Annotated in this window: 24 protein-coding genes; 11 read left to right on the top strand and 13 right to left on the bottom strand. The window is 61.7% G+C overall.

The window, feature by feature from the left end:
* Window positions 1-59: 59 nt before the first annotated feature.
* The 3 genes from SynA1528_RS09090 to SynA1528_RS09080 form a co-directional block, all read right to left on the bottom strand.
* On the bottom strand, window positions 60-2477 hold the full coding sequence (locus SynA1528_RS09090) for a DUF5906 domain-containing protein (RefSeq protein WP_186586482.1): 2418 nt from the start codon (window positions 2475-2477) through the stop codon (window positions 60-62).
* A 71-nt stretch (window positions 2478-2548) separates the two neighbouring features.
* A complete protein-coding gene (locus SynA1528_RS09085; RefSeq protein ID WP_186586481.1) occupies window positions 2549-2701 on the bottom strand; it encodes a ribbon-helix-helix protein, CopG family in 153 nt (50 codons plus the stop codon).
* 78 nt (window positions 2702-2779) lie between these two features.
* Complete coding sequence (locus SynA1528_RS09080) at window positions 2780-2953, bottom strand: YjbQ family protein (protein ID WP_222930182.1); 174 nt, start codon at window positions 2951-2953, stop codon at window positions 2780-2782.
* A gap of 38 nt (window positions 2954-2991) precedes the next feature.
* Here SynA1528_RS09080 and SynA1528_RS09075 point away from each other — a divergent pair, with 38 nt between their 5' ends.
* From SynA1528_RS09075 to SynA1528_RS09055, 5 genes are all read left to right on the top strand, one after another.
* A complete protein-coding gene (locus SynA1528_RS09075) occupies window positions 2992-3255 on the top strand; it encodes a hypothetical protein (RefSeq protein WP_186586479.1) in 264 nt (87 codons plus the stop codon).
* A complete protein-coding gene (locus SynA1528_RS09070; RefSeq protein WP_186586478.1) occupies window positions 3252-3677 on the top strand; it encodes a thiol-disulfide oxidoreductase DCC family protein in 426 nt (141 codons plus the stop codon). The genes SynA1528_RS09075 and SynA1528_RS09070 overlap by 4 nt, the downstream gene beginning before the upstream one ends.
* An 84-nt stretch (window positions 3678-3761) precedes the next feature.
* The gene (locus SynA1528_RS09065; RefSeq protein WP_186586477.1) at window positions 3762-3938 is read left to right on the top strand and encodes a hypothetical protein; all 177 of its coding nucleotides are present in this window, start codon (window positions 3762-3764) and stop codon (window positions 3936-3938) included.
* 203 nt (window positions 3939-4141) lie between these two features.
* Window positions 4142-5656, top strand: coding sequence for a carboxypeptidase M32 (locus SynA1528_RS09060; RefSeq protein ID WP_186586476.1), 1515 nt, complete (start codon window positions 4142-4144; stop codon window positions 5654-5656).
* Window positions 5657-5780: 124 nt separating this feature from the next.
* Complete coding sequence (locus SynA1528_RS09055) at window positions 5781-6368, top strand: inorganic diphosphatase (protein ID WP_186586475.1); 588 nt, start codon at window positions 5781-5783, stop codon at window positions 6366-6368.
* 23 nt (window positions 6369-6391) lie between these two features.
* Here SynA1528_RS09055 and SynA1528_RS09050 read toward each other — a convergent pair whose 3' ends face one another.
* Window positions 6392-7282, bottom strand: a complete 891-nt coding sequence (locus SynA1528_RS09050) for a phytanoyl-CoA dioxygenase family protein (RefSeq protein WP_186586474.1) — start codon at window positions 7280-7282, stop codon at window positions 6392-6394.
* 150 nt (window positions 7283-7432) lie between these two features.
* On the opposite strand from SynA1528_RS09050, the gene SynA1528_RS09045 reads away from it, so the two are divergent.
* Window positions 7433-7930 carry a L,D-transpeptidase gene (locus SynA1528_RS09045; protein WP_286187800.1) on the top strand — a complete coding sequence of 166 codons (498 nt, stop codon included), beginning with the start codon at window positions 7433-7435 and terminating at the stop codon, window positions 7928-7930.
* On the opposite strand, the gene hemC is transcribed toward SynA1528_RS09045, so the two are convergent.
* On the bottom strand, window positions 7931-8884 hold the full coding sequence (gene hemC, locus SynA1528_RS09040; RefSeq protein WP_186586473.1) for a hydroxymethylbilane synthase: 954 nt from the start codon (window positions 8882-8884) through the stop codon (window positions 7931-7933).
* 126 nt (window positions 8885-9010) lie between these two features.
* Here hemC and SynA1528_RS09035 point away from each other — a divergent pair, with 126 nt between their 5' ends.
* Window positions 9011-9460, top strand: a complete 450-nt coding sequence (locus tag SynA1528_RS09035; RefSeq protein WP_186586472.1) for a DUF6561 domain-containing protein — start codon at window positions 9011-9013, stop codon at window positions 9458-9460.
* A 307-nt stretch (window positions 9461-9767) separates the two neighbouring features.
* Here SynA1528_RS09035 and rpoD read toward each other — a convergent pair whose 3' ends face one another.
* Window positions 9768-11171: an RNA polymerase sigma factor RpoD gene (rpoD, locus tag SynA1528_RS09030; protein ID WP_186586471.1), complete on the bottom strand. Its 1404-nt coding sequence runs from the start codon at window positions 11169-11171 to the stop codon at window positions 9768-9770.
* Window positions 11172-11486: 315 nt separating this feature from the next.
* On the opposite strand from rpoD, the gene priA reads away from it, so the two are divergent.
* A complete protein-coding gene (gene priA / locus SynA1528_RS09025) occupies window positions 11487-13730 on the top strand; it encodes a replication restart helicase PriA (RefSeq protein WP_186586470.1) in 2244 nt (747 codons plus the stop codon).
* Between the two features lies 1 nt (window position 13731).
* Here priA and SynA1528_RS09020 read toward each other — a convergent pair whose 3' ends face one another.
* The 3 genes from SynA1528_RS09020 to SynA1528_RS09010 are packed head-to-tail and all read right to left on the bottom strand — an operon-like array spanning window position 13732 to window position 16216.
* Entirely contained in the window at window positions 13732-14802 is a 1071-nt protein-coding gene (locus SynA1528_RS09020; RefSeq protein ID WP_186586469.1) for a DUF3153 domain-containing protein, read from the bottom strand.
* Between the two features lie 3 nt (window positions 14803-14805).
* The gene (argB, locus tag SynA1528_RS09015) at window positions 14806-15687 is read right to left on the bottom strand and encodes an acetylglutamate kinase (RefSeq protein WP_186586468.1); all 882 of its coding nucleotides are present in this window, start codon (window positions 15685-15687) and stop codon (window positions 14806-14808) included.
* Window positions 15680-16216: a DUF2854 domain-containing protein gene (locus tag SynA1528_RS09010; protein WP_186586467.1), complete on the bottom strand. Its 537-nt coding sequence runs from the start codon at window positions 16214-16216 to the stop codon at window positions 15680-15682. The genes argB and SynA1528_RS09010 overlap by 8 nt, the downstream gene beginning before the upstream one ends.
* Window positions 16217-16260: 44 nt before the next feature.
* Here SynA1528_RS09010 and SynA1528_RS09005 point away from each other — a divergent pair, with 44 nt between their 5' ends.
* Entirely contained in the window at window positions 16261-16479 is a 219-nt protein-coding gene (locus SynA1528_RS09005) for a DUF8666 family protein (protein ID WP_186586466.1), read from the top strand.
* 2 nt (window positions 16480-16481) lie between these two features.
* Here SynA1528_RS09005 and SynA1528_RS09000 read toward each other — a convergent pair whose 3' ends face one another.
* Entirely contained in the window at window positions 16482-16925 is a 444-nt protein-coding gene (locus tag SynA1528_RS09000; protein ID WP_186586465.1) for a single-stranded DNA-binding protein, read from the bottom strand.
* 29 nt (window positions 16926-16954) lie between these two features.
* Here SynA1528_RS09000 and SynA1528_RS08995 point away from each other — a divergent pair, with 29 nt between their 5' ends.
* Entirely contained in the window at window positions 16955-17767 is an 813-nt protein-coding gene (locus SynA1528_RS08995) for a precorrin-6A/cobalt-precorrin-6A reductase (RefSeq protein WP_186586464.1), read from the top strand.
* A complete protein-coding gene (cutA, locus tag SynA1528_RS08990) occupies window positions 17760-18137 on the top strand; it encodes a divalent-cation tolerance protein CutA (RefSeq protein WP_186586463.1) in 378 nt (125 codons plus the stop codon). Before SynA1528_RS08995 ends, cutA begins: the two co-directional genes overlap by 8 nt.
* On the opposite strand, the gene SynA1528_RS08985 is transcribed toward cutA, so the two are convergent.
* From SynA1528_RS08985 to psb27, 3 genes are all read right to left on the bottom strand, one after another.
* Window positions 18073-19077 (bottom strand): adenosine kinase, encoded by a 1005-nt coding sequence (locus SynA1528_RS08985; RefSeq protein ID WP_186586462.1) that lies wholly within the window; start codon window positions 19075-19077, stop codon window positions 18073-18075. The genes cutA and SynA1528_RS08985 overlap by 65 nt on opposite strands.
* Before the next feature lie 41 nt (window positions 19078-19118).
* Window positions 19119-20438, bottom strand: coding sequence for an adenylosuccinate synthase (locus SynA1528_RS08980; RefSeq protein ID WP_186586461.1), 1320 nt, complete (start codon window positions 20436-20438; stop codon window positions 19119-19121).
* 86 nt (window positions 20439-20524) lie between these two features.
* The gene (psb27, locus tag SynA1528_RS08975) at window positions 20525-20950 is read right to left on the bottom strand and encodes a photosystem II protein Psb27 (protein WP_186586460.1); all 426 of its coding nucleotides are present in this window, start codon (window positions 20948-20950) and stop codon (window positions 20525-20527) included.
* Between the last annotated feature and the right edge of the window lie 5 nt (window positions 20951-20955).

Raw genomic sequence — 20955 nt, 5'->3', positions numbered from 1 at the left:
CAAACGGGTTCCTGCGGCTGAGAACCCTTTTCCCTACTCAACAAACGGTTCAAACGGGTTTAGCCGCCTTCACCATCACCAGTGTCTGGAGAAAAGTCAGATTCCTGGTCCCAGGCATATGTTCCCCCCACTTGGTGGGTGTTTTGGAAAAGTTCTGAACCTCTATGAGCAGAAACCTCTTCAGAACCGTTTGATCCGTTTGATCCGTTTGCTACTGGGGTCTTGGCGTTTGCGAATCGTTCGCGAACCGTTTGCACGTTGAAAGCTGCATCAATCACCCCTGGATGGTCAGCAGCATCGTCAGCACGACGAAAGCGGAGGAACGGCACCACGCTGCCTTTGCCATCGATGCGGTACTGACCCTTATCCAGCGGTCCTGGTGGCAATGGGATGCCGATGCCTTGCAGCATCTCCACCAGCGCCCTTTTGAACGTCTTGGTGGTGAGAGCCTCGCCAGTTTCATTGGCCTCAAGCCAGCTCCGGTAGTTGGTTAGGAGGTGGGTTTGAGGATCGGATTTGAGGTTTCCAACGCCTTGGGCATGCAATGGCTTGCCGTCCGACTTGAGCATGGAGTCGTAAACCAAGCGCTCGTTTGCCCACGCAGCGAGAGGGTTGGAGTCGAGCAGTGATTGCTTGGCTGCATTACGCCGAGTCTCTGATATCAGGTTGCGGCTCATTGCCCTAATGGCATCAGCCGGATCCATATCCAGAACCCAATTCACCATCGTTGACAGCTCTGGCACCAGCTCACCGCGCCAGTTGCCTTCTCCGTCGTCTTCGCACATCACCCGCTCATCCTTGAAGTCGATGACCTTTTCAACGAACAAGCTGCGGCGCCGATTGTTGATTGCAGCAGAGGCATCCTTGAAATTCACCGAGCTATTGCCGGTGAGGACGACAACACCCCCATAGGTGAAGTCACAGTCTTCGCTGCTGTTCTTTTTCTCTGCGCGGATGCGGTCGCGACCTGTGAGGGCTTTGAGCATTTCCCCTGTGCCCTTGTAGTCCTGTGATTCGCTGAAGACAGCCAGCTTTTTGCCAGAGAGGCGATGGCTCTCAAAACGACTCTTGGAATCTTCGAGCTGGCTCAGATCACAACTGACGGTGTTGATGACGCCGACGATGGCAATGATCAGATTCGTCAGCACTGTTTTGCCGGTGTGGGCTGGGCCAGTGATCTCCAGAAATGCCTTCAGGCTTCGTCCAGTCAGGCAATGCCAAACAAAGGCCCGATACATCTCAACCAGCTCAGGATCACCAAGACGATCCAGAAGGAAGGCTTTGATCTTTTTCGGTTCGCGATCTCCTGGCTCGTAGTTCAGGCGCAGAACAAAACGGTTGCCATTGTTTGGTGAGTGCTTGATGCACTCCCTGCTGTCGAGATCGAGACAGGTGTTCAGGAATGGCAGCAACCTGCGGCTCGGCTTGGGAATAGCGCTGGCAACGCCACGACGTAGTTGTGAACGGTCGCTGCTGAGGTCACGAAGATCGCGACTGCTCCACTCGTTGCGAACGTAAAACTCCTCTTGGAGAGCGTTCACCACATCGTGGGTGTTCTGCTCCTGCCAATGAGTGCCAGTGAAGATGTCCCACTTCGAAGGGCCAGAGTGATTGGCCCTGATTTGGGTGCTAAGAGCCTCTGTCAGGAAATTGCCGCGTTGTAGTAAGCGCTCAGTGTTCCAGTAGGCGACTGTTGGCTCAGCCCAGCGTTTGCGAAGCCAGTATTCATCCGTTTGCTCAGGGTGAGATGCACCCCTCAGCAGGAGCGTTTCGCGGTCATCGTCATCAAGTAGAGAGGCCTGCTGAAACTCAGGATCGCTAAGCAGGGAATAGTCGCAGAGGTGATACAGCTCGGTCATGTATCGGCCGCGATCGCGGGGGTAGATCCGTCCGATCTGACCTCTGAAAAATGGGTTTTGATCAACGCCTAACCACCGGCATTTGTCTGCCTTAACCACAAATAACGGCTCTTGGTGGCTTTTAACGATCAGAAGCAGCAGCCCGCCTTCCATTGCCGCCTTTTGATGGCGGAGAGCCTTTTCTTCCTCATCGGGACGATCAGGAGTGATGTAATAACAGCACCATGCACCTCGATATCTGAGGTCTTGGTATCGCAGCACCATTTCCTGATGGGATTGAGCATGGTGCGGCTGGCAGAAGGCGTTTTGCTGCCGGATCTCAACCGCAGCCTGTGCGTCGATGAGATCAGGAAATTCGTAGACACATCGAAAGTCAGGGTCAGGGTCTCCAAGGCTCCGTAACTCCTCCAGATAGGTGGAGACGCCTTCAAAATTGAAGATCGGCCAACCATTAGGGCCTGGACCTTTGAGGAACCTGGTCTTACCAAAACCCTTTTTGGTGGTGTCAGCGTGCTCTGTGAGCAGCTCAGAGGTCTCTGGATCGCGAAATACTCGTTGGTGTGGGGAGAACTCGTAGATGGTCCCTGCGGGGCCATCTACTGGCCTGGTGGTGGTCACAATTAAGACGAGAAATTGTTCGAACGCACAGACCCCTCAAGCGGTTGCATCCGCTAAGGGGTCTTTCTCTGTCAGAGCTTTCGCAGCGCAGCACGCACCACCTCTGCACGGGTGCTGTTGGTGGCCTTGGCGACAGCATCGACGCGCTGAGCCAGGCGCTGATCAACGTCGGCACTGAGGCGCACTTCGCGCTTGCCTTCAACACTCAGTGATCTGCGGGACATGAATCGGACCGAAATGGGTTCGATTACGTTTTGGCAGGCTTGCAGATCCACTGCAACAACTGGGATCTAAGCTATCGGTCAGTTTATATACGAGAGCTTGATAGCTAGACTGCAGCTGGTGTGAAGGCAGCTGAGATGCAGCATTCCCTGCCAGAGCCCGGTGCCACCGAGCCATTGGTTGATCCGGTTGTCCAGTCGTGTGAATCCCTGGCCGTGGGTGGCCAGCTCGAGCTGGTGAAGAACCTGCTGCATGGCCATGGCGGATGCCGAACGCTGATCTCCTTAAGTTTGTGGCGCACGCTGCCGGTTGTTCCACGATCACTTCGCTGCGACTCATCACGGTTTTTGGTCTGCTGCTGCTCGAGCCAGTGCCTGCCGCTGGCCAGCGTGTGGTGCCAAGGCTCAGCGACGACTGTCCCATCGGCTATGCCTACACCCGCAACGGCCGCTGCTGCAGTTTTGGGCGTCGCGTCGAGCAGCTGCAGCCCCGTCAGGGTCGCGATTGCCCACCGCAATGGATCAACGTGGGTGGCGGTTACTGCCGTCGGGAATGACGAGGTCTGCTTCTCCTGAGCTCACCGTGCTCTTTGACGGGGGCTGCCCGCTTTGCGTGCGGGAAGTCACCTTCCTCAGGGGTAGGGATCGCCTGGGTTCCCTGGGCTTCATCGACATCGATGCCATGGACTACGACCCGGAGTCCCACCAGGGCATCAGCTACGAAGAAGCCATGGGTCGCATCCATGCCATCACCGGAGCCGGAGAGGTGCTGCGCGATGTCGCTGTCTTCCGTGAGGCCTATCGATTGATCGGGCTGGGATGGTTGTACGCACCCACCCGCTGGCCCGTTCTTTCCGGCCTTGTGAACTGGTTGTACGGCGTCTGGGCCGACCGTCGGCTGCAACTCACACGCCGTCCCGATCTGCGCACTCTTTGCGATGAGCGTCAGCGTTGTCGCCTGGAGACCTCCTCCAGTTGATCCTGCGTTATCAGGATTTCGTGGCCTGCAGAAACCTGTTGTTCACTCCAGCGCACAATGCGGTGAAGTCCCCGCCCACACCCTGTGCAGGATCGATCGACACCACCTTTTGAAGGATTCTCGGAACGCGTCACCGATGGCAGTGACGATGACCGCACCGTTGCCTACGGCCGCTGGTTGAAGCGACTGCGTCAGAACCAGTCGGATGCGGAGGGGGAAGACGCCAGTGCCGATCAGACCGCTGACGACGAGGCCCGTTGATCAGGCCTTGGCCCCTGGCTGGCGGTAGATCAATTTGAGCGGCCACAGCGCCAGGGGGAGGGCCAGAGCCAGGGTCGTGGACATCAGCAGTCGGCGCATGCGGTTCGGACGCGACAACTCCAGGATGGCTCGAGTGACGGGTGCCCTGCCAGTCCCGTTCCGGTGGATCTCGTTAAGGTCCTGAAAGACCTCAACCGCATCGGATGCTGCCCGCGTCACCGGCCTGGAGTCGTCTCGGTGAGCATCTGCGGGAAACCCAGATCATCGGGTCGATCCAGAGCACCCTCTACTGGGATCAGAACACCCGCATGCCCAGTGGTGGTGCTGCCTGGCGTGGGGAGCAGCTGACCCTGCTGGCGACCCAGCTGCATGCCCGGCAGAGCTCCGCGCACTACGCCGAGCTCATCAATGCAGCCCGTGAGGAATGGAACCTGCAGACAGACACCGATGACCATGGCCCGCGGGGGCGCAATCTCGATCTGCTGGAAGAGGATCTGCGCCGCCAGCAATCCCTGGATCCCGCTCTGGTGGCGGCCCTCGCCACCGCCAAAGCGAATGGTTACAACCAGTGGCAACAGGCCCGGGCCGCGGCTGACTTCTCCCAGTTCGCGCCGGCGTTGCAGAGCTTGATCCAGCTGCGGCAGGAGCAGGCCCGTCAACTGGCCGAGCCCCGGTCCTGCTGGGAAACCCTGGCGCAGCCCTTTGAGCCAGACCTCAGCCTCACGCGTCTGCAGGAGGTGTTCGCCCCCCTGCGCCAGGCCTTGCCGGAACTGGTGGCAGAGAGCGCCTCGTCTCCCCGCTCCAGAACCGCTAGCTGGGACCTGCCGGAGACGGCCCAGCAGCATCTCTGTGACGAGCTTTTGAAGAGCTGGGGTCGCGATCCATCAATCACCTGCGTGGCACGTTCGCCCCATCCCTTTTCCATCACATTGGGGCCAGCCGACTACCGCATCACCACCCGGGTGGTGAGGGGGCAGCCCCTGTCCTGTTTTCTGGCGACGGCCCATGAGTGGGGGCATTCCCTCTACGAACAGGGTTTGCCGGATCAAAGTCATCAATGGTTTGCCTGGCCCCTCGGTCAGGCGACGTCCATGGCTGTGCACGAGAGTCAGTCGCTGTTCTGGGAAAACCGGGTGGCCCGCAGCCGTCCTTTCGCGGAGCAGTGGTGGACGCAATTCGCCGAGGTCGGTGCGCCCCTCGATGGGGCCGAGGATCTCTGGCAAGCCATGAACCCTCTGGCGCCGGGCCTGAATCGCGTCGAGGCCGATGAGCTCAGTTATGGCCTCCATATCCTGATTCGGACGGATCTCGAGATCGCCCTGCTGGAGCAAGGGCTCGAGGTGGCGGATCTGCCGGCGGAGTGGAACCGCCGCTACCGCGACATGCTCGGCGTCACGCCCTCCAATCATTCAGAGGGCTGTCTGCAGGACGTGCACTGGAGCGAAGGCCTGTTCGGCTACTTCCCCTCCTATCTGCTGGGACATCTGATCAGTGCCCAGTTGAGCGAAGCGATGGCCACCGAGATCGGCGCCCCTGAGGACCATGTCGCCAGCGGTGACATCACGCCGATGCTGGGTTGGTTGCGGCGGCATGTGCATCCGGTGGGTCGCGCCTTGAACGCAGAGGATCTTGTGCTCCAGGTCTCAGGACGTCCACTGGACAGCACGGCTTTTCTGCAGCATGTGATAGGCAAGGTTCAGGCCCTGCAGAGGACTTGATCCATGGCCGGCACGATATCGGGTTAATTAAGTGAATTTATATTGAAGATTTCGTGCCATAGCGGTCTCGCTCCAGGGATCGGTCGGGCTGCCCGTAGGATCCCGGCGCTGTCGTCCGCCATCAATGGCCAACCTCGATAAAGCTCCAAGCCGCAGCATGCCCAACCTGCTGCATGTGCTGCCGGCCTTCGCTGATGAAGCCGAACTTCGCCTCAACACGATCGTGGAGCTCAACTCCAACACGATCAACAAGTACGAGCTGATCACGGAAACCGGCCATCTGAAGCTGGATCGTGTCGGTTATTCCTCCCTGGCTTACCCCTTCGCCTACGGCTGCATTCCCCGCACCTGGGATGAAGACGGCGACCCCCTCGACATTGAAATCGTCAACGTCACTGAGCCATTGGTTCCCGGCTCCATCGTTGAAGCTCGCATCATCGGCGTGATGACCTTCGACGATGGTGGTGATGTGGATGACAAGGTGATCGCCGTGCTTGCCGACGACAAGCGGATGGATCACATCAAGAGTTTCGAAGACCTCGGCGAGCACTGGAAGAAGGAAACCACCTACTACTGGGAGCACTACAAGGACCTCAAGAAGCCCGGCACCTGCAGCGTGAATGGATTCTTCGGCACGGAGAAGGCGGTGGAGATCATCAAAGGCTGCGAAGCGCGCTACATGGCTGAGATCGACTCCAAGCTGGTGGAATGATCCACCACTGAGGGTCCCCGCCTCTAGCGCTGGTACATGTTCACCAGCACTGCCCGTTTGGCCTGAGGCTGTTGGGGATGGCCGCGATGGGCACCCCGTTGGCTGGAGATCACCATGTCTCCGGCCTTTGCCAACAGCGGCAAAGCATCAAGCCCCTGCAGTTGGCTGTATTCATGCCGGTTGAGGCCATTGGCTTCATTGAACTGGCTGCTGCGTTTCCAGGAACGTCGATCCCGGTGCGTGACAGGGACGTAGCAGTAGGGTCCATCGCTGAGGTCCCGAACGTCCGTCAGGAAGACGAAGGACTTGAACTTCTGCGATCGGCCGTCGCAGTGGTAACCCCGGGTGTCCCGCACGCCGCGGTTGATGTAGAGGTTGCGGCACTTCACCCGCATCGGCAGCAGCGATGAGGCCAGCAGCAGTCGGCTGATCAGGCACTCGTGCAGGCAGGTCGTCACCCATTCCGCCATGGCCTCACTGAGGCGCTCCGGATGAAAGATGTCCACCATGCCGGCATCGCTGCCGCTGCGGCCATCCGGGCTGTTCACCCGGTGGTTGATGACGGCTTGTTCAGCATCCACGAAGTTCTCGTAGCCCTTGATCCGTCGCTTGTTCGGCAGGTTGAGGATGGCCTTGGAGGCCAGCTGTTTGGTTTTCCCCGCGTCCAACTGCGCCAGCAGTTGATTCACCTCGGCGTTGATGGCTTTCAGGGGCTCTGGGGGCACGACATGACGCACCACCAGGACCCCCTGGCGTTGCAGAATCCAGGCTGCCCGCAGGAAAGCGCGTTTGCTGCTGCTCAGGGCGGCGAACTCCACGCTCAGCCGTTCCATGGCTGCCTCGCGTTCTGTGCCGCTCAGCAATCGAGGCAGGTGCGGGCTGCCGGCTGAGGTGGGATCTGCCAGGGAGGTCATGGCATGAGCGTAAAAGGATCAACCGGTGGACCTGTCTCAGTCGTCTTGTCGGTCAGGCCGGAGAAAATCTTAAAAACGCCGCTAAAACAGCTTTTGTGCTGATTTTCCACTCGAGTCTGCATAGCTTGAGACAAGCGGGTCTCATGAGTCTTGAAGCGGATCTCTGCTGCTGCTGTTGTTGCAGGAATGGTCGCCTCCGCGGGCTTGATGGCGCCCGTGGCGGCCCAGGAGCTGGCTCTGCGGAAGCCATCCGACACCAGGATCGTGCTCGATCTAGAGCAGCGACAGATCACGGTGGTCCGAGCAGGGCAGCGCTGGGGGCCATGGCCTGTCGCCATCGGCGATCCCCGGACGCCGAAACCCAAGGGGACCTTTTCCATCCTCTCGAAGCAGACCAACCCCGTGTACCTTTCCACCAAGGGGGGAAAACCCCGCAAGCTGGTGGGACCGTCAAGCCCGATCGGCGATCGCTACCTCGGTTTCCATCGCGGTGATCGCGGTGAATTCGGGATTCACGGCACACCCTGGCCCCATTGGGTCAGGACCAGGGCGGCGGTCAGCCTCGGATGTGTGCGCATGCTCAACGCCCACATCCGTGAACTCTTTGATGTTGTTGAGGTGGGGACACCGCTGCAGATTCAGGGCTGATCAGGCTTCAGGGCGGACCTCGTCGAAGATTTCCTTCAGGATGGCCCCTGCGCCCTGCTGCTTGAGCTTGCCGGCCAGTTCGATACCGATGGACTCGGGCTCATTTGCAGCACCACTGGCTTGATCACGGATCAGACGCTTGCCATCGAGGCTGGCCACCATCCCCGTGAGGACGAGCTCATCGTTGTTGATCTGGCTGTTGACGCCGATCGGCACCTGGCAACCGCCCTCCAGCTCCCGCAGGAAGGCACGTTCCGCCAGACAGCGACGGGAGGTGGTGCTGTGCTCCAGCACTTTGATCGCCTCCAGTACTTCAGGCTTGCCCTCCACGCATTCAATCCCAAGGGCTCCCTGTCCAACGGCGTGCAGGGAGATGTCGCCAGGGATCAGTTGGTGAATCCGATCGGCGAAGCCAAGGCGGCCGAGTCCAGCGGCGGCCAGGATCAGGCAGTCGTAATCGCCGCGGTCCAATTTCTCCAGTCGGGTGATCACATTGCCCCGCACGTCCTTGAAGATCAGGTGCGGGTAGTGGTGCCGGAGCTGTGCCAGGCGGCGCAGGGAACTGGTTCCCACCACCGCTCCTTCGGGAAGCGTCTCGAGTTTGTAGGCCTGATTCTTGGCATTCACCACCAGCGCGTCAGCGGGGTCTTCCCGTTCGGTGATGCAGCCGAGCATCAGGCCTTCGGGAAGGTTGGTTGGGAGATCCTTGAGGGAGTGGACGGCGATGTCTGCACGATCCACCAGCATCTGGACTTCCAGTTCCTTGGTGAACAGGCCCTTGTCGCCGATCTTGGCCAGGGCGACATCCAGGATCTTGTCGCCCTGGGTGGCCATGGCCTCAACAGTGATCTTCAAGCCCGGATGGGCCTTCTCCAGTTCCGACTTGACCCAGTTGGTCTGCACCATGGCCAGCTGGCTGCGTCGTGAGGCGATGCGCAGTTCGGTGAGAGCCATGAAGCGGGCGAATCAGCCGCCCAGACTACGGACTCAAGGTCTCCCACACCGTGAATGTGAAGCAGCTGCGGTGGATCAAGGCTCTGTGAATAGTGCGTAACATTGTCACCTCTAACCCTTTGACGTATGCCAGGTCCAGTTGTGAACGGTGTACGCCAATCCACGTTGTCCAGTTCCTCATTATCCGATGGTTCCCCGGAAGAGCCCCGGCTGCCCCTGATGGCGGAGGGCACGATCCGTTTGCTGCTGTTGAGCAGTGGTGATCTGCTGATGGCACGGTTGCGCACCACGACCGACAGTGATGGTCAGCCCGCTTATCAGTTGATCCGTCCCCGGCGGGTGCAAGGGAAGGAAGGCGCCACCGAAGGCTTCACGTTGGCCCCCTTCCTCAGCGGACTCACTCCTCAGAGCAACGTGGTGTTGTTCAAACATGCTGTGGCATCGGTTCTCGAACCCGACGGGATGCTCCTGCAGGCTTACGCAACCCAGACCTCCCAGGAATGCCCCTTGGAAGAAACACCGGTGGAGCGGCTCAAGCGGGCCTTTCAGGAGTTCACGGAGAATTTCGAGGAGTGAACACCGGTTGGAGTTGCTCTGCTCAGTGAATGACCGCATAGCCATTCAGAAAAAAACCCCGGTTTGCGCCAGGGTTTGATCTCTTCCGTGTGAGGAGGGCGTCTCAATTCCCTCTTCACTCTTATACGGCGGCGAGGGCAGCCCCGATAGGTGCAGTTGTACTTATGTGATGGGGGAATTCTTGCCAGACTGGGGCCTCCCGGGGTGGTGCAGTGAACGAGGCTTACGTGCTGGTGGCGATCATTCTCTGCGTCTGGCTGCTGGTCAAGTTGCTGCCGGGAATGGAGCCCTGAGGCTCAGCCAGCTCCTATTTGATGTACTCCTTGAGGACGCCGTTGCGGTTGGGGTGGCGCAGTTTGCGCAAGGCCTTGGCTTCAATTTGACGGATGCGTTCGCGGGTCACATCGAAGATCTGGCCGATCTCTTCGAGGGTTTTCATCCGGCCGTCATCCAGGCCGTAACGCAGGCGGAGCACATCCCGTTCGCGGGGGCTGAGGGTGGCGAGAACTCCTTCGAGATCTTCACGAAGAAGATTTTTGGCCACGTCCTGTTCAGGGTTCTCAATGTCGGCTTCGATGAAGTCGCCCAGGCGTGAATCCTCCTCCTTGCCGATCGGCGTCTCCAGAGAAATCGGCAACTGAGCGCTCTTGGCGATGAACCGCAGCTTCTCGATGGTCATTTCCATCGATTCAGCGATCTCTTCTTCTGTCGGCTTACGACCGAATTCCTGGCTCAGGACCTTGGTGGTTTTCTTGATCCGGGAAATGGTCTCGTAGAGGTGCACCGGCAGGCGGATGGTGCGGCTCTGGTCGGCGATGGCACGGGTGATCGCCTGACGGATCCACCAGGTGGCGTAGGTGGAGAACTTGTAGCCCTTCTCGTGATCGAACTTCTCGGCAGCACGAATCAGGCCGAGGCTGCCTTCCTGAATCAGGTCCTGGAAGCTCAGGCCCCGGTTCATGTACTTCTTGGCGATCGACACCACCAGGCGCAGGTTGGACTGCACCATCTTTTCCTTGGCCCTGCGGCCCAGCATCAGACGCCGACGGAAGCGGATCAGGGGCATTTCCACAAGAGCCGCCCACTCCTTCTTGTCGGGTTCCCGGCCGTTGTCACTCTCGAACTGCGCAGCGAGCTCCTCAAGGTGGAGGAGATCAGCGATTTTTCGTGCCAGCTCAATCTCCTCATCCGGTCGCAACAGGCGGATGCGGCCGATTTCCTGCAGGTAAACCCGGATGGAGTCTTCGGTGTAGACGCCCTTGGGGCCGATCTTGATGCTGGCCAAAGCTTTGGCTTTGGCAGCCTTTTCAGCAGCGATGGCTTTGGCCTTCTCCTCCGGAGACAAGACGATCTCAGGCTTGGCCACCACCGCATTGGCAGGAGCCGCAGCAGCGTCTGCGCCGGTTTTACTGCTGGCTTTTTTGGCTGTGGCCTTCTTGGCGGCAGGTTTCTTGGCGGTCGCAGACTTGGCCGTGGATTTCTTCGCGCTGGATTTTGGAGCTGCCTTGGCTGCTTCCGCTTTCTTGGGGTCGGCTGCTGCCAGAAGCTCATCGGCCGCGGCCGTCAGGTCCTTGGCGCTGGCTTTGCTGCTGCTGCGCCGTGCCGGTGCTTTTTTTGTTTCAGCCTCGGGCGCGACCTCACTCACCTCTCCTTCGGAGTTGGCCAGCAGAACGATGTCCGGCTTGGCTGTTTTGGTGGCGGCAGGGCTCATGGTCAATGACGCGAGAAGACGAGAAGACGGAGAACAGCACCCATGACCGAGGTCTTCCTTCATGGGAAGGAAGACCCTGACGACGTCCAAGCAACTCAGATCTCAACGGCAGAGCCGCGTTGAAGAATGTCGCTGGTGATCAATGGAAAACTGTGGCGGTGACCGTTGGTGGTCTCTTGGATCAGGGTTCTGTGCCGTCCGGGGTGGTCTCAGACCGGTCGAAGTGGCAGGACCATGGCCCTGACTTCAGACTGCGTGTCTTCCCTCTGGATCGAGCGCAGTGTTGACCAATACATAGTCAACATTCTCACCTTAATGAAGTTTTCAGGCCTTTGCAACCCAGCTGACGCGCCGTTTGACCTCGTTGAGGTCTGGCTCGAGGCTGGGCGTGAAGGCAGCACGTTCACCTACAGCGCCGATCAGACCCTTGGATTGAAGGCGGGCGATCTGGTGCGGGTGCGGTTGAGGGGCCGACCTCTGCATGGACTGGTGGTCTCCCAGCGCACTCCAGCTCCGGATTCCACGGTGCCCGGCAAGGTGCAGGCGGTGGAGCGTCTCATTCAGCGGGCGGCTGTGGACCCTCGGTGGCGCCTCTGGCTTGAGGGTGTGGCTGAGCGCTGTCATCTCAGCGTGTTCCGGACGCTGAAAGCGGCCCTTCCCCCCGGTTGGCTGGGCCAGGCTCGCTCCCTTTCGGAGGGGCGTGCCCTGTTGTGGGTGGAGCGGGTGCAGCCTCCTGAGCCCACTCCCAGCCTCACTCCCCGTCAGCAGGATCTTCTCGGTGCGCTCGATGCCGCAGGGGCAGGACTGTGGCAGCGCTCGTTGGAAGCATCGGGGTTCAGCCCCGCGATGGTCCGTTCCCTGGAAACGAAGGGCTGGGTTCGCCGGGAGCGGCGCATCCAGTCCGCAGGCCCGTCATCCACCACTCCGCTGGAGGCCGCCAGGCCCCTCACCCGCGAGCAGGAGCAGGTGATGCAGTGCTTCAAGGCCGTTCCCGATGGAGAGGGGATGCTGCTCTGGGGCATCACCGGTTCCGGCAAGACGGAGGTGTACCTGCAGTTGGCGGAGCAGGAGTTGGCGGCCGGCCGTCACGTGCTGATGCTCACCCCAGAGATCGGCCTGATTCCGCAGTTGGTGGATCGGTGTCGGCGCCGCTTCGGCTCCAGGGTTCTCGAATATCACAGCGGATGTCGTGATCGGGAGCGCCTCCAGGTGTGGCGCCGCTGCCTGGAGCCCGATCAGCCGTTGCTGGTGGTGGGAACGCGCTCCGCGGTGTTCATTCCACTGACGCCGCTGGGGTTGGTGGTGCTGGATGAGGAACACGACAGTTCCTACAAGCAGGATGCCCCGATGCCCTGTTATCACGCCAGGGATCTGGCCTTCGATCGGATCGGTGCTGATGGTGGGCGTCTGGTGCTGGGCAGCGCCACCCCATCCCTGGACAGCTGGGTGCAACTTCGTCCCGATGGGCCATTGCATCTGGGGCGGTTGACCCAGCGGATCTCCCAGCAGTCCCTTCCTCCGGTCCATGTGGTGGACATGCGGCATGAGCTTGCCGATGGCCACCGTCGACTGATCAGTCGTCCGCTGATGGAGCGGTTGGCGGCGCTGCCGGAGAAGGGGGAACAGGCGGTGATTCTGGTGCCGAGACGGGGCTACAGCCCGTTTCTGGGGTGCCGCAGCTGCGGGGAGGTGGTGATGTGCCCCAACTGTGATGTGGCGCTCACGGTCCATCGCGGTTCCGGCGGTCGTGAGTGGCTGCGGTGTCACTGGTGTGATCACCGGGATGACATCGGCAACCGCTGCTCCCATTGCGGATCCACCGCCTTCAAACCCTTTGGCGCTGGAACCCAGAGGGTCATGGAGTTGCTCGCTGGGGAATTGGACGGGCTGCGGTTGCTTCGCTTCGACCGGGACTCCACCGGCGGCCGTGATGGGCACCGACGCTTGCTGGATCGCTTTGCCTCCGGCGAGGCGGATGTGTTGATCGGAACCCAGATGCTGGCCAAGGGCATGGACCTTCCCCAGGTGACGCTGGCGGCGGTGCTGGCAGCCGATGGCCTGTTGCACCGGCCCGATTTACGGGCCTCCGAGCAGGCTCTGCAATTGCTGATGCAGCTGGCGGGTCGCGCCGGGCGGGGGGAACGCCCCGGTCAGGTGCTGGTGCAGACCTACTGCCCGGACCATCCAGTGATTCGCCACCTGGTGGATGGCCGCTACGAAGATTTCCTGGCCCAGGAGGAGCAGTTGCGGCGGGAGGCGGGGCTGGTTCCATTCAGCCGCGCCTGTCTGCTGCGGTTGTCCGGTGAGTCCGCCAGCGCCACAGCCACGGCCGCATCGGTTCTGGCGGAGCGGGTTCGACCTCTCTGTCGCGACCGTGGCTGGTGGTTGCTGGGGCCGGCGCCAGCCCCGGTGGCACGGGTGGCTAGGCGCAGCCGTTGGCAGTTGCTGCTCCATGGTCCGGTGGGCTCCGCACTGCCGCTTCCCCCTGGACAGACCCTCTGGGACGAACTTCCCCGCGGTGTGGCTCTTGCTGTGGACCCTGATCCGCTGGAGTTGTAGGTCAGGAGGGGAGTTCCGGGAACCCGAATCCGAGACGGCGTCGAACCCCCTGCAGCAGAAGACTCAGCAGCAGCAGAACCGCCACCACAAGGCTGCCCAGGCCCAGAGGGTTCCAACGCCAGCTTCTGACCTCAAGGTCGATGGACTCCCCCCCATGAAGGGTTTGGCTCACTTGCCCTTGGTTCAGTTCAAGGGCCAGATCAAAGCCAGGCAGCTCAGGCAGTTGATCGAGATCCAGGCGCAGGCTCAATCGCTGCTGTACTCCGACAAGCCAGTTGCGCTCGATCAGCCGGATCTGAGGGGGAGGCAGGTCAATCCCGGCACTGTTGCTCAAGAGTGCAAGGGCCTGGATAAGAGTTGATCGGAAGGTCGCCGATGGCAGGGCTGCGGTGGTGATCCGCTGAGCCCCTGGATGGGGATGGTCCAGCGTCAGATCGGACCGGAGCGGCTCCAGCTTCTTTTCAAACCGTTGCTGCCAGGGAAGGAGTTGGTCTGTGCTGCTCTGGATCTCCCAGGTGAGCTGCAGGCGATCCGGTGCTGGGCTGGTGAGGTCGGCCTGCATATGAACGCAACCGCTGAGAACCACGGTCAGGGCCAGCAGCACGGCGGTGACCAGGACGGCGAACCCCAGGGCTGGAGCCTGGGTGGGGCCTGTGGGCGGCGGCGGTGGCGGCGGCGGTGGCGGCGGCGGTTTGCGCGAGTGACGTCGTCGGGCCGGCAGCGGCGCGGCGTCGCCACTGGCCTGGATCGATAGGGGCGGAAGCCGCATGGACCACCGCTCCGGACGGTCCAACGAGGGGGCTTCGAGGATTGTCAGCAACTGGCGGGCCTGCTGGCGGAGCTGTGGTTCACCGGAACGGCTCAGCAGCTGACAGATGGTGAGGGCCTCCTGGTCCTGCCCCCGACCCATCAGGGCCGTGACCATCAACAGCCGGACTCTGGCCCCCTCGGGATCCGGTAGGGGCCGTGCTTCCGCCAACGGGGTCAACAGCTCCAGGCACTGGCCGTAGTCGCCGCGTTCCAGTGCGGTTTCAGCGGCCGTGAGGTCCAGCGGAGCCTGTTGCTCGTTCACGCTTCAGCCGCGTCCCACCACCATCGTGCCGATGCCGGCGTCGGTGAACACCTCCAGCAGCAGAGCATGGGGCACCCGTCCATCGACGATGTGAGCTGCTGAAACGCCTTGTGCGAGGGCCCGAATGCAGCACTCGGTCTTCGGGGTCATCCCACCGGCCACCACACCATCATCGATGAGTTGACGGGCCTCCGAGAGGCGCAACTTACGGATCAGAGAATCTGGATCGTCCCGATCCTTCAGGATCCCAGGGGTGTCGGTGAGCAGGATCAACTTCTCGGCCTCGAGAGCTGCCGCCAGCTCGCCGGCCACGGTGTCGGCGTTGATGTTGTGAGCGCGGCCGTCATCCGGGGTGGCGGCAACGCTGGAGATCACCGGCACGTAGCCGCGTTCCAGCAGAGGCTCCAGCACATCCGGGTTGACGCGGGCCACATCACCCACCAACCCATGGCTGCCGTCGCCCCAAGGGCGTGCCTCCACCAACCTGCCGTCGCTGCCGCTCAGGCCGACGGCCCGCGTTCCGAGCTGGTTGAGTCCGTTGACGATCTGCTTGTTGACCCGCCCGACCAGCACCATCTCCACCACATCCATCGTGTCGGCATCGGTGACCCGCAGGCCGTCGCGAAATTCGGCAGGGATCTCCAGGCGTTTGAGCCATTGGTTGATTTCCGGGCCACCTCCATGCACCACCACCGGCTGCACTCCGACACAGGCCAGCAGGGCGAGATCCCGGAACACCGCCTCGCGCAGTTCGGCATGGGCCATGGCTGCACCGCCGTACTTGATCACGATGCGGCGCCCAGAGAACCTCTGGATGTACGGCAGCGCTTCACTCAGCACCGACACCCTCAGGGCATCGTCCCCGGATTGCATCGGCTCAGGCATCAGGCAGCAGCTTCAGATCGAAACAGGTTTGATCAACGGCGCTCAGTTCCGCCCTCATCCCCTCGGCGAAAAAACGGCCCAGACGATCCAGCTTCTCTTCCCAGCGATCCATTGGGACGGCGTTGCCTTCAAATCGAAGCCGCAGGCCATAGCCCGCATCGGACGACAGCTCCTCGATTTCTGTCAGCGAAGGTGGGTTGTCCTCATCCCAGAGCTTGAGAGCCTCAAGGGACGATTCCAGATGGGCCTTCTGCCCGTAGCGCCAACGGGTCACATCCCCCAGCAGCTTGCCCAGCTCGGGTGCCGCCTGTTCTCGTTCCGTCTTCAGCTGCGTCTTTGGGGTGACCCGTCTGGCGGGAGGAAGTTCCGATGACTTCAGCGCCAGGCCCCCCAGCAGAATCGGAATTCCGTAAAAGATGGTTGGCAGGCTCAGGTTGGCGCTTCCGGTGGCGTAAGCCACGCCACCCACCACGGTGAGAACGCCACCGCCAACGGTGACAAGGCTGCCGGGAGACAACAGATCTTTCATCGACGCCGAGGCAAGGACGCCATTGTGACCTCCCGGCCTTCAGGATGGGGCGGTGCAGGCTTGTGCTGAACGTGTCCGGACCTTCCCCCGAGGATCTCAACGCTGTGCTGCAGCAACTGGACGCCGATCGCGCCTGGTTGCTGCAGCAGATCGATGGAGGGCGCTGGCCTGAACTGCGCCTGGACCTGGCAGCACTGGAGCGGGAACTCGGCCAGATGCTGACCAGGGTCGCCGAGCTGGAGGAGGAGTCCAGCGCGCAGTGAGCTCAGAACGGAATCTCGTCCGTATCCGGCACCAGGGGGGCGGCATTCCAACTTGCGGCCTCAGGTTCCGCTTTGGCTGGTGGAGCAGCAGCTGCCGTTGGCGAGGGTTGCTGTTGCTGTGGTTTCGGAGTGGATGCCTGCCCCTGACCGATTGGGTGCATGCGCGCCAGGGTGAATTCCGCACGCTTCTCTTTCATCCCGTCCTGGCGCGGAACGGTGTTCATCCGCAGGCGACCTTCCAGCATCAGCCGCTGGCCCACCTGAACGCGGTTCTGAAGTTCCTGGGCCAGATTTCCCCATCCCACCACCTTGAGTTCACCGGGCTGATCGCCCTCCCGAAGCGGGTCGAACCGAACCTGCATTTCGGCGATGGGGGTCTGGTTGTCCTGGGTGTAACGAACCGTCGGCGCGTCGATCACCTCTACTTCCAGCACGCAGTGGTTCATGGCTTACACCGTCAACGGGGGTCATCCTGATGCAAGGTCGGGGGAATGGCCAGGGGCGGATCTGGTTGCTGTCGGGGACCGGTGAGGGCCCACCTTTGGCGGCAACTCTCCTGCGGCATGGATGGCGGGTTGAGGTGAGTGTGGTGACCCCATCCGCCGCCCGCGCCTATGCCGGGCTTGATCTGGATCGGATCGCTGTCGGACCACTCCAGGGTGAGGAGGCCATCGAGGCTGCTCTGAAGGGGGGTGATGTCTTTCGCTGGGTGATTGATGCGACCCACCCCTTTGCAGTGCGCATCAGCACGGATCTGGCCCGGGCCTGTGCCGAGTGCCGCCAGCCCCTGCTGCGGCTGCAACGGCCGCTGGAGCATGGAGGTGCTGTGCAGCTGCTGAATCAGATCGGTGACCTGGCAGGAATCGATCTCAACGGCCGGCGTCTGCTTTTGGCTCTGGGGGGGCGGCACCTTCCTGCCGTGCACAGTGCTGCCGTCGCGGTGGGCGCCGAGGTCTATGCCCGTTGTCTCCCCTCCGCAGATGGTCTCCGGGCGGCGCTGGCGGCCGGATTGCCGCCGGATCAGCTGGCGGTGGTCCGGCCGCTGCAGGGGGCCTGTGCCGGCGCGATCGAACGGGCCCTCTGTCGCCGCTGGCGGATCACGGATGTGATCTGCCGGCAATCGGGTGGTGTCACGGAGCGCCTTTGGCGCGGTCTGTCGGCGGATCTGAACCTGCGGCTGCTGATGCTGCGTCGTCCTGACTCCCCCGCAGGTGTGGAGACTGTGGAGAGTGAAGTCAGCCTGATGAAGCGGATTCAGAGCCCTCAACGTCCCTGCGCTGATGGCTGACCCCTCGCCTCTGATGCTGGTGCTGACCACGGAGGGGGATCTGGCCAGGGCGGAGGCCCTGGCCGAGGCTCTGTTGGAACGCCGATTGGTGGCCTGTGTCTCCTTGCAGCCACTCCAGTCGCTGTACCGCTGGAAAGGTGAGCTCCAGCGTGAGACGGAGGTGCAATTGCTGCTTAAAACAAGCACCCATCAATTGCAGAGGCTGCAGGAGGCCGTGATGGAGATGCACAGCTACGACACCCCTGAATGGTTGGCCTGGCCGGCGGAGGCCTCCGCCGGCTATGGCGACTGGGCTTTGGAGCAGCTCAGTTCAGATGGGCCGCAGCCAGATCCCGCAGGGATACCTGGGGACGGGCCCCCAGCTGAGTGACGATCTGCCCGGCGCAGAGGGCCCCCAGCTGACCACAGCGCTCCATGGATTCTCCCTGGGTGTAACCGTGCAGAAATCCGCCGGCGTAGAGGTCTCCGGCCCCTGTGGTGTCCACCAGCTCCCCCAGGCCGAAGATGCCGATGTTCCAGCGTTGGTCGCCGCTGAGCACCACAGATCCCTCCCCTCCACGGGTGATGGCAATCACAGAGCAGCAACCGCCCACCTTCTCCAGGGCGGTTTCGAAATCATCGGTTTCGTACAGGGACTTGATCTCCACCTCATTGGCGAACAGAACATCCACATGACCATTCACCAGCTCGAGGAAGCTATCGCGATGGCGGTCGACGCAGAAGCCGTCTGAGAGCGAAAGGGCGACCTGGCCACCGGCCTCACGGCATACCTCCGCCGCGGCGATGAAGGCACGCTTGGCGGCCGGGCTGTCCCAGAGGTAGCCCTCCAGGTACAGCACCTTGGTGTCGCGCACCATCGAGAGGTCGAGATCATCGGGCTCCAACTGGGTGGAGGCCCCGAGGAACGTGCACATGGTTCGTTCCGCGTCGGGGGTGACGTAGATCAGGCAGCGGGCCGTGGTGGCTCCCGTGGTGGCCGCAGGTGTGTCGAAACGGGCTCCGACCGCACGGATGTCGTGGCTGAAGATGCCGCCGAGCTGGTCATTGCGCACCCGACCGATGAAGCCGGCTCGCCCACCGAGCTGGGCAATTCCCACCATGGTGTTGGCCACGGAACCTCCGGAGGTTTCCAGTCCGGGACCACTGGCGGTGTACAGGGTCTCAGCCTGTTGTTCATCGATCAGGGCCATTCCGCCCTTCTGGAGGCCGTGTTCCGTCAGAAAGCTGTCATCGGTCTGCACCAAAACATCCACGATGGCGTTACCGATGCCCACCACATCGAGGCTGCAGCTGCCGGGGAAGCGGGTCATCACGGACGGAACACGGAGCCCGCAGTATGGCTTCCGGCGGATCAGGCGCTGAGCAGCGCCCGTTTGGGCCCGTGGATCGGGTCCTCCACAACGATGGTCTGGTCGCGGCTGGCACCGAGGGAGACGATTGCAATCGGCACCTCCATCAGGTCAGCGAGGAAGCGCAGGTAGGCCATGGCCGCCTCCGGGAGATCCTCGAGCTTGCGGCAGTCCTCGGTGGAACACTGCCAGCCGGGAAGGGTCTCGAAGATCGGGGTGCAGCGGGCAAAATCCTCGGCGCTGCTGGGGAAATGCTCGATGCGTTCCCCGTCCAGCTCGTAGGCGACGCACACCTGGATGGCATCCAATTCATCCAGCACATCCAGCTTGGTGACGGCAAGGCAGTCCAGGCCGTTCACCTGAACCGCATAGCGGCCGATCACGCCGTCGAACCAACCGCAGCGACGTCGTCGTCCCGTGGTGGTTCCGAATTCGCCGCCTCGCTCGGTGAGCTGGTCGTTGAGTCGGCCGCTGAGTTCCGTCGGGAAAGGCCCTTCGCCGACGCGTGTGGTGTAAGCCTTGGCCACGCCAATCACCCGGTCGATCAGGGTGGGTCCCACACCGGCACCGATGCAGGCCCCACCGGATACTGGATTAGAGGAGGTGACGTAGGGATAGGTGCCGTGATCGAGGTCCAGCAGAGTGCCCTGGGCACCTTCGAACAGAATGTTCTTGCGGTCGCGGGCCGCCTGATGAATGGCCTGGGTGCACTCCACCACATGGGGAGCCAAGCGCTTGCCGTAGCCCAAGTACTCCTTGATTACCGCCTCGGGATCGAGGGGGTCGACGCCGTAGATCGTCTCCAGCAGTTGATTCTTCTCCCGGAGAGGTCCCTCGAGGCGTTCCCTCAGCCGCGCTTCATCCAGCAGGTCGATCACACGGATCCCGCTGCGCTGGGATTTATCGGCGTAGGTGGGACCGATTCCCCGACCCGTGGTGCCGATCCTTCGGTCACCGCGTTGCTTCTCCATCGCCTGATCCAGCAGGCAGTGGTAAGGCATGGTCACGTGGGCCGTGGAGGCCAGCTGCAACCCTGAGATATCGATGTCATTGGCGATGAGCATGTCCAGCTCACCGAGCATCACCTTCGGATCCACGACAGTGCCGGATCCGATCAGGCAGATCGTGTCCGGGTAAAGGATTCCGGAAGGGATCAGATGAAGCTTCAGCACACGGTCGTCAACGACGATCGTGTGCCCTGCATTCACACCGCCCTGATAGCGCACCACCACATCGGCGGAGCGACTGAGGAGATCGGTGATCTTTCCCTTTCCTTCGTCACCCCATTGAGCTCCGATGACGACAACGTTGGCCAATGACACTGCGGCCCGAAGCCGCGAATCTGCACAATCTGCGACTATGTCGGAACCAGCGGTGGTCTGTCAAAGACCTCACCGCAAACCGTTGCTCAGCTTCCGCGGACAGCGGCCTTCTCAGCTTTGCCCAGTTCCTTGGCGATGCGGTCGTGCAGGGCCTCCGGCAGGGGGCGGTTGGCGTAGGAGGCGTAATGACCGGCCAGGGAGTTCAAGGCGGTCTGCATCGTGGTGAAGGAGCTGAGGCCGTTCACCCGGGGTTGGGGCCGGTAGCGGGACATGTAATCGTTGATCAATGCCCTGGCCTCGGATTCCGCGTCACCCCTGTTGGCGGCATCCTGCGGCAGATCGATGACCTCGCGCAGGTTATGGGCCACGGCAACGGTGTCTTCGACGTAATCGCCGGTGAGACGAGCCTCGGCATCACCGCTGCAGGCGGTCAGCAGGAGACTCAGGCCGAGGACCAGGGCGACCGCTGCCCTGGACAGTTGCTGGATCAGTCGGGCCAGGGCGGAGATCATGGGTT

The organism is Synechococcus sp. A15-28, from assembly GCF_014280175.1.
Taxonomy (GTDB): Bacteria; Cyanobacteriota; Cyanobacteriia; order PCC-6307; family Cyanobiaceae; genus Parasynechococcus.
The sequence above is the reverse complement of the archived record's forward strand: the minus strand, read 5'-3'. Positions and strand labels throughout refer to the sequence as shown.

Excerpts from the sequence above, each read along its gene's own strand:
- SynA1528_RS09005 (WP_186586466.1), top strand. The coding sequence starts at position 16,261 with ATGGGGCGGTGCAGGCTTGTGCTGAACGTGTCCGGACCTTCCCCCGAG.
- cutA (WP_186586463.1), top strand. The coding sequence starts at position 17,760 with ATGGCTGACCCCTCGCCTCTGATGCTGGTGCTGACCACGGAGGGGGAT.
- SynA1528_RS08985 (WP_186586462.1), bottom strand. The coding sequence starts at position 19,077 with ATGACCCGCTTCCCCGGCAGCTGCAGCCTCGATGTGGTGGGCATCGGT.
- priA (WP_186586470.1), top strand. The coding sequence starts at position 11,487 with ATGAAGTTTTCAGGCCTTTGCAACCCAGCTGACGCGCCGTTTGACCTC.
- hemC (WP_186586473.1), bottom strand. The coding sequence starts at position 8,884 with ATGGCTCTCACCGAACTGCGCATCGCCTCACGACGCAGCCAGCTGGCC.
- SynA1528_RS09070 (WP_186586478.1), top strand. The coding sequence starts at position 3,252 with ATGACGAGGTCTGCTTCTCCTGAGCTCACCGTGCTCTTTGACGGGGGC.
- psb27 (WP_186586460.1), bottom strand. The coding sequence starts at position 20,950 with ATGATCTCCGCCCTGGCCCGACTGATCCAGCAACTGTCCAGGGCAGCG.
- argB (WP_186586468.1), bottom strand. The coding sequence starts at position 15,687 with ATGCCTGAGCCGATGCAATCCGGGGACGATGCCCTGAGGGTGTCGGTG.
- SynA1528_RS09000 (WP_186586465.1), bottom strand. The coding sequence starts at position 16,925 with ATGAACCACTGCGTGCTGGAAGTAGAGGTGATCGACGCGCCGACGGTT.
- SynA1528_RS09080 (WP_222930182.1), bottom strand. The coding sequence starts at position 2,953 with ATGCAGCAGGTTCTTCACCAGCTCGAGCTGGCCACCCACGGCCAGGGA.
- SynA1528_RS09060 (WP_186586476.1), top strand. The coding sequence starts at position 4,142 with ATGCTGCCCGCGTCACCGGCCTGGAGTCGTCTCGGTGAGCATCTGCGG.
- SynA1528_RS09010 (WP_186586467.1), bottom strand. The coding sequence starts at position 16,216 with ATGAAAGATCTGTTGTCTCCCGGCAGCCTTGTCACCGTTGGCGGTGGC.
- SynA1528_RS08995 (WP_186586464.1), top strand. The coding sequence starts at position 16,955 with ATGCAAGGTCGGGGGAATGGCCAGGGGCGGATCTGGTTGCTGTCGGGG.
- SynA1528_RS09055 (WP_186586475.1), top strand. The coding sequence starts at position 5,781 with ATGGCCAACCTCGATAAAGCTCCAAGCCGCAGCATGCCCAACCTGCTG.
- SynA1528_RS09085 (WP_186586481.1), bottom strand. The coding sequence starts at position 2,701 with ATGTCCCGCAGATCACTGAGTGTTGAAGGCAAGCGCGAAGTGCGCCTC.
- rpoD (WP_186586471.1), bottom strand. The coding sequence starts at position 11,171 with ATGAGCCCTGCCGCCACCAAAACAGCCAAGCCGGACATCGTTCTGCTG.
- SynA1528_RS09050 (WP_186586474.1), bottom strand. The coding sequence starts at position 7,282 with ATGACCTCCCTGGCAGATCCCACCTCAGCCGGCAGCCCGCACCTGCCT.
- SynA1528_RS09035 (WP_186586472.1), top strand. The coding sequence starts at position 9,011 with ATGCCAGGTCCAGTTGTGAACGGTGTACGCCAATCCACGTTGTCCAGT.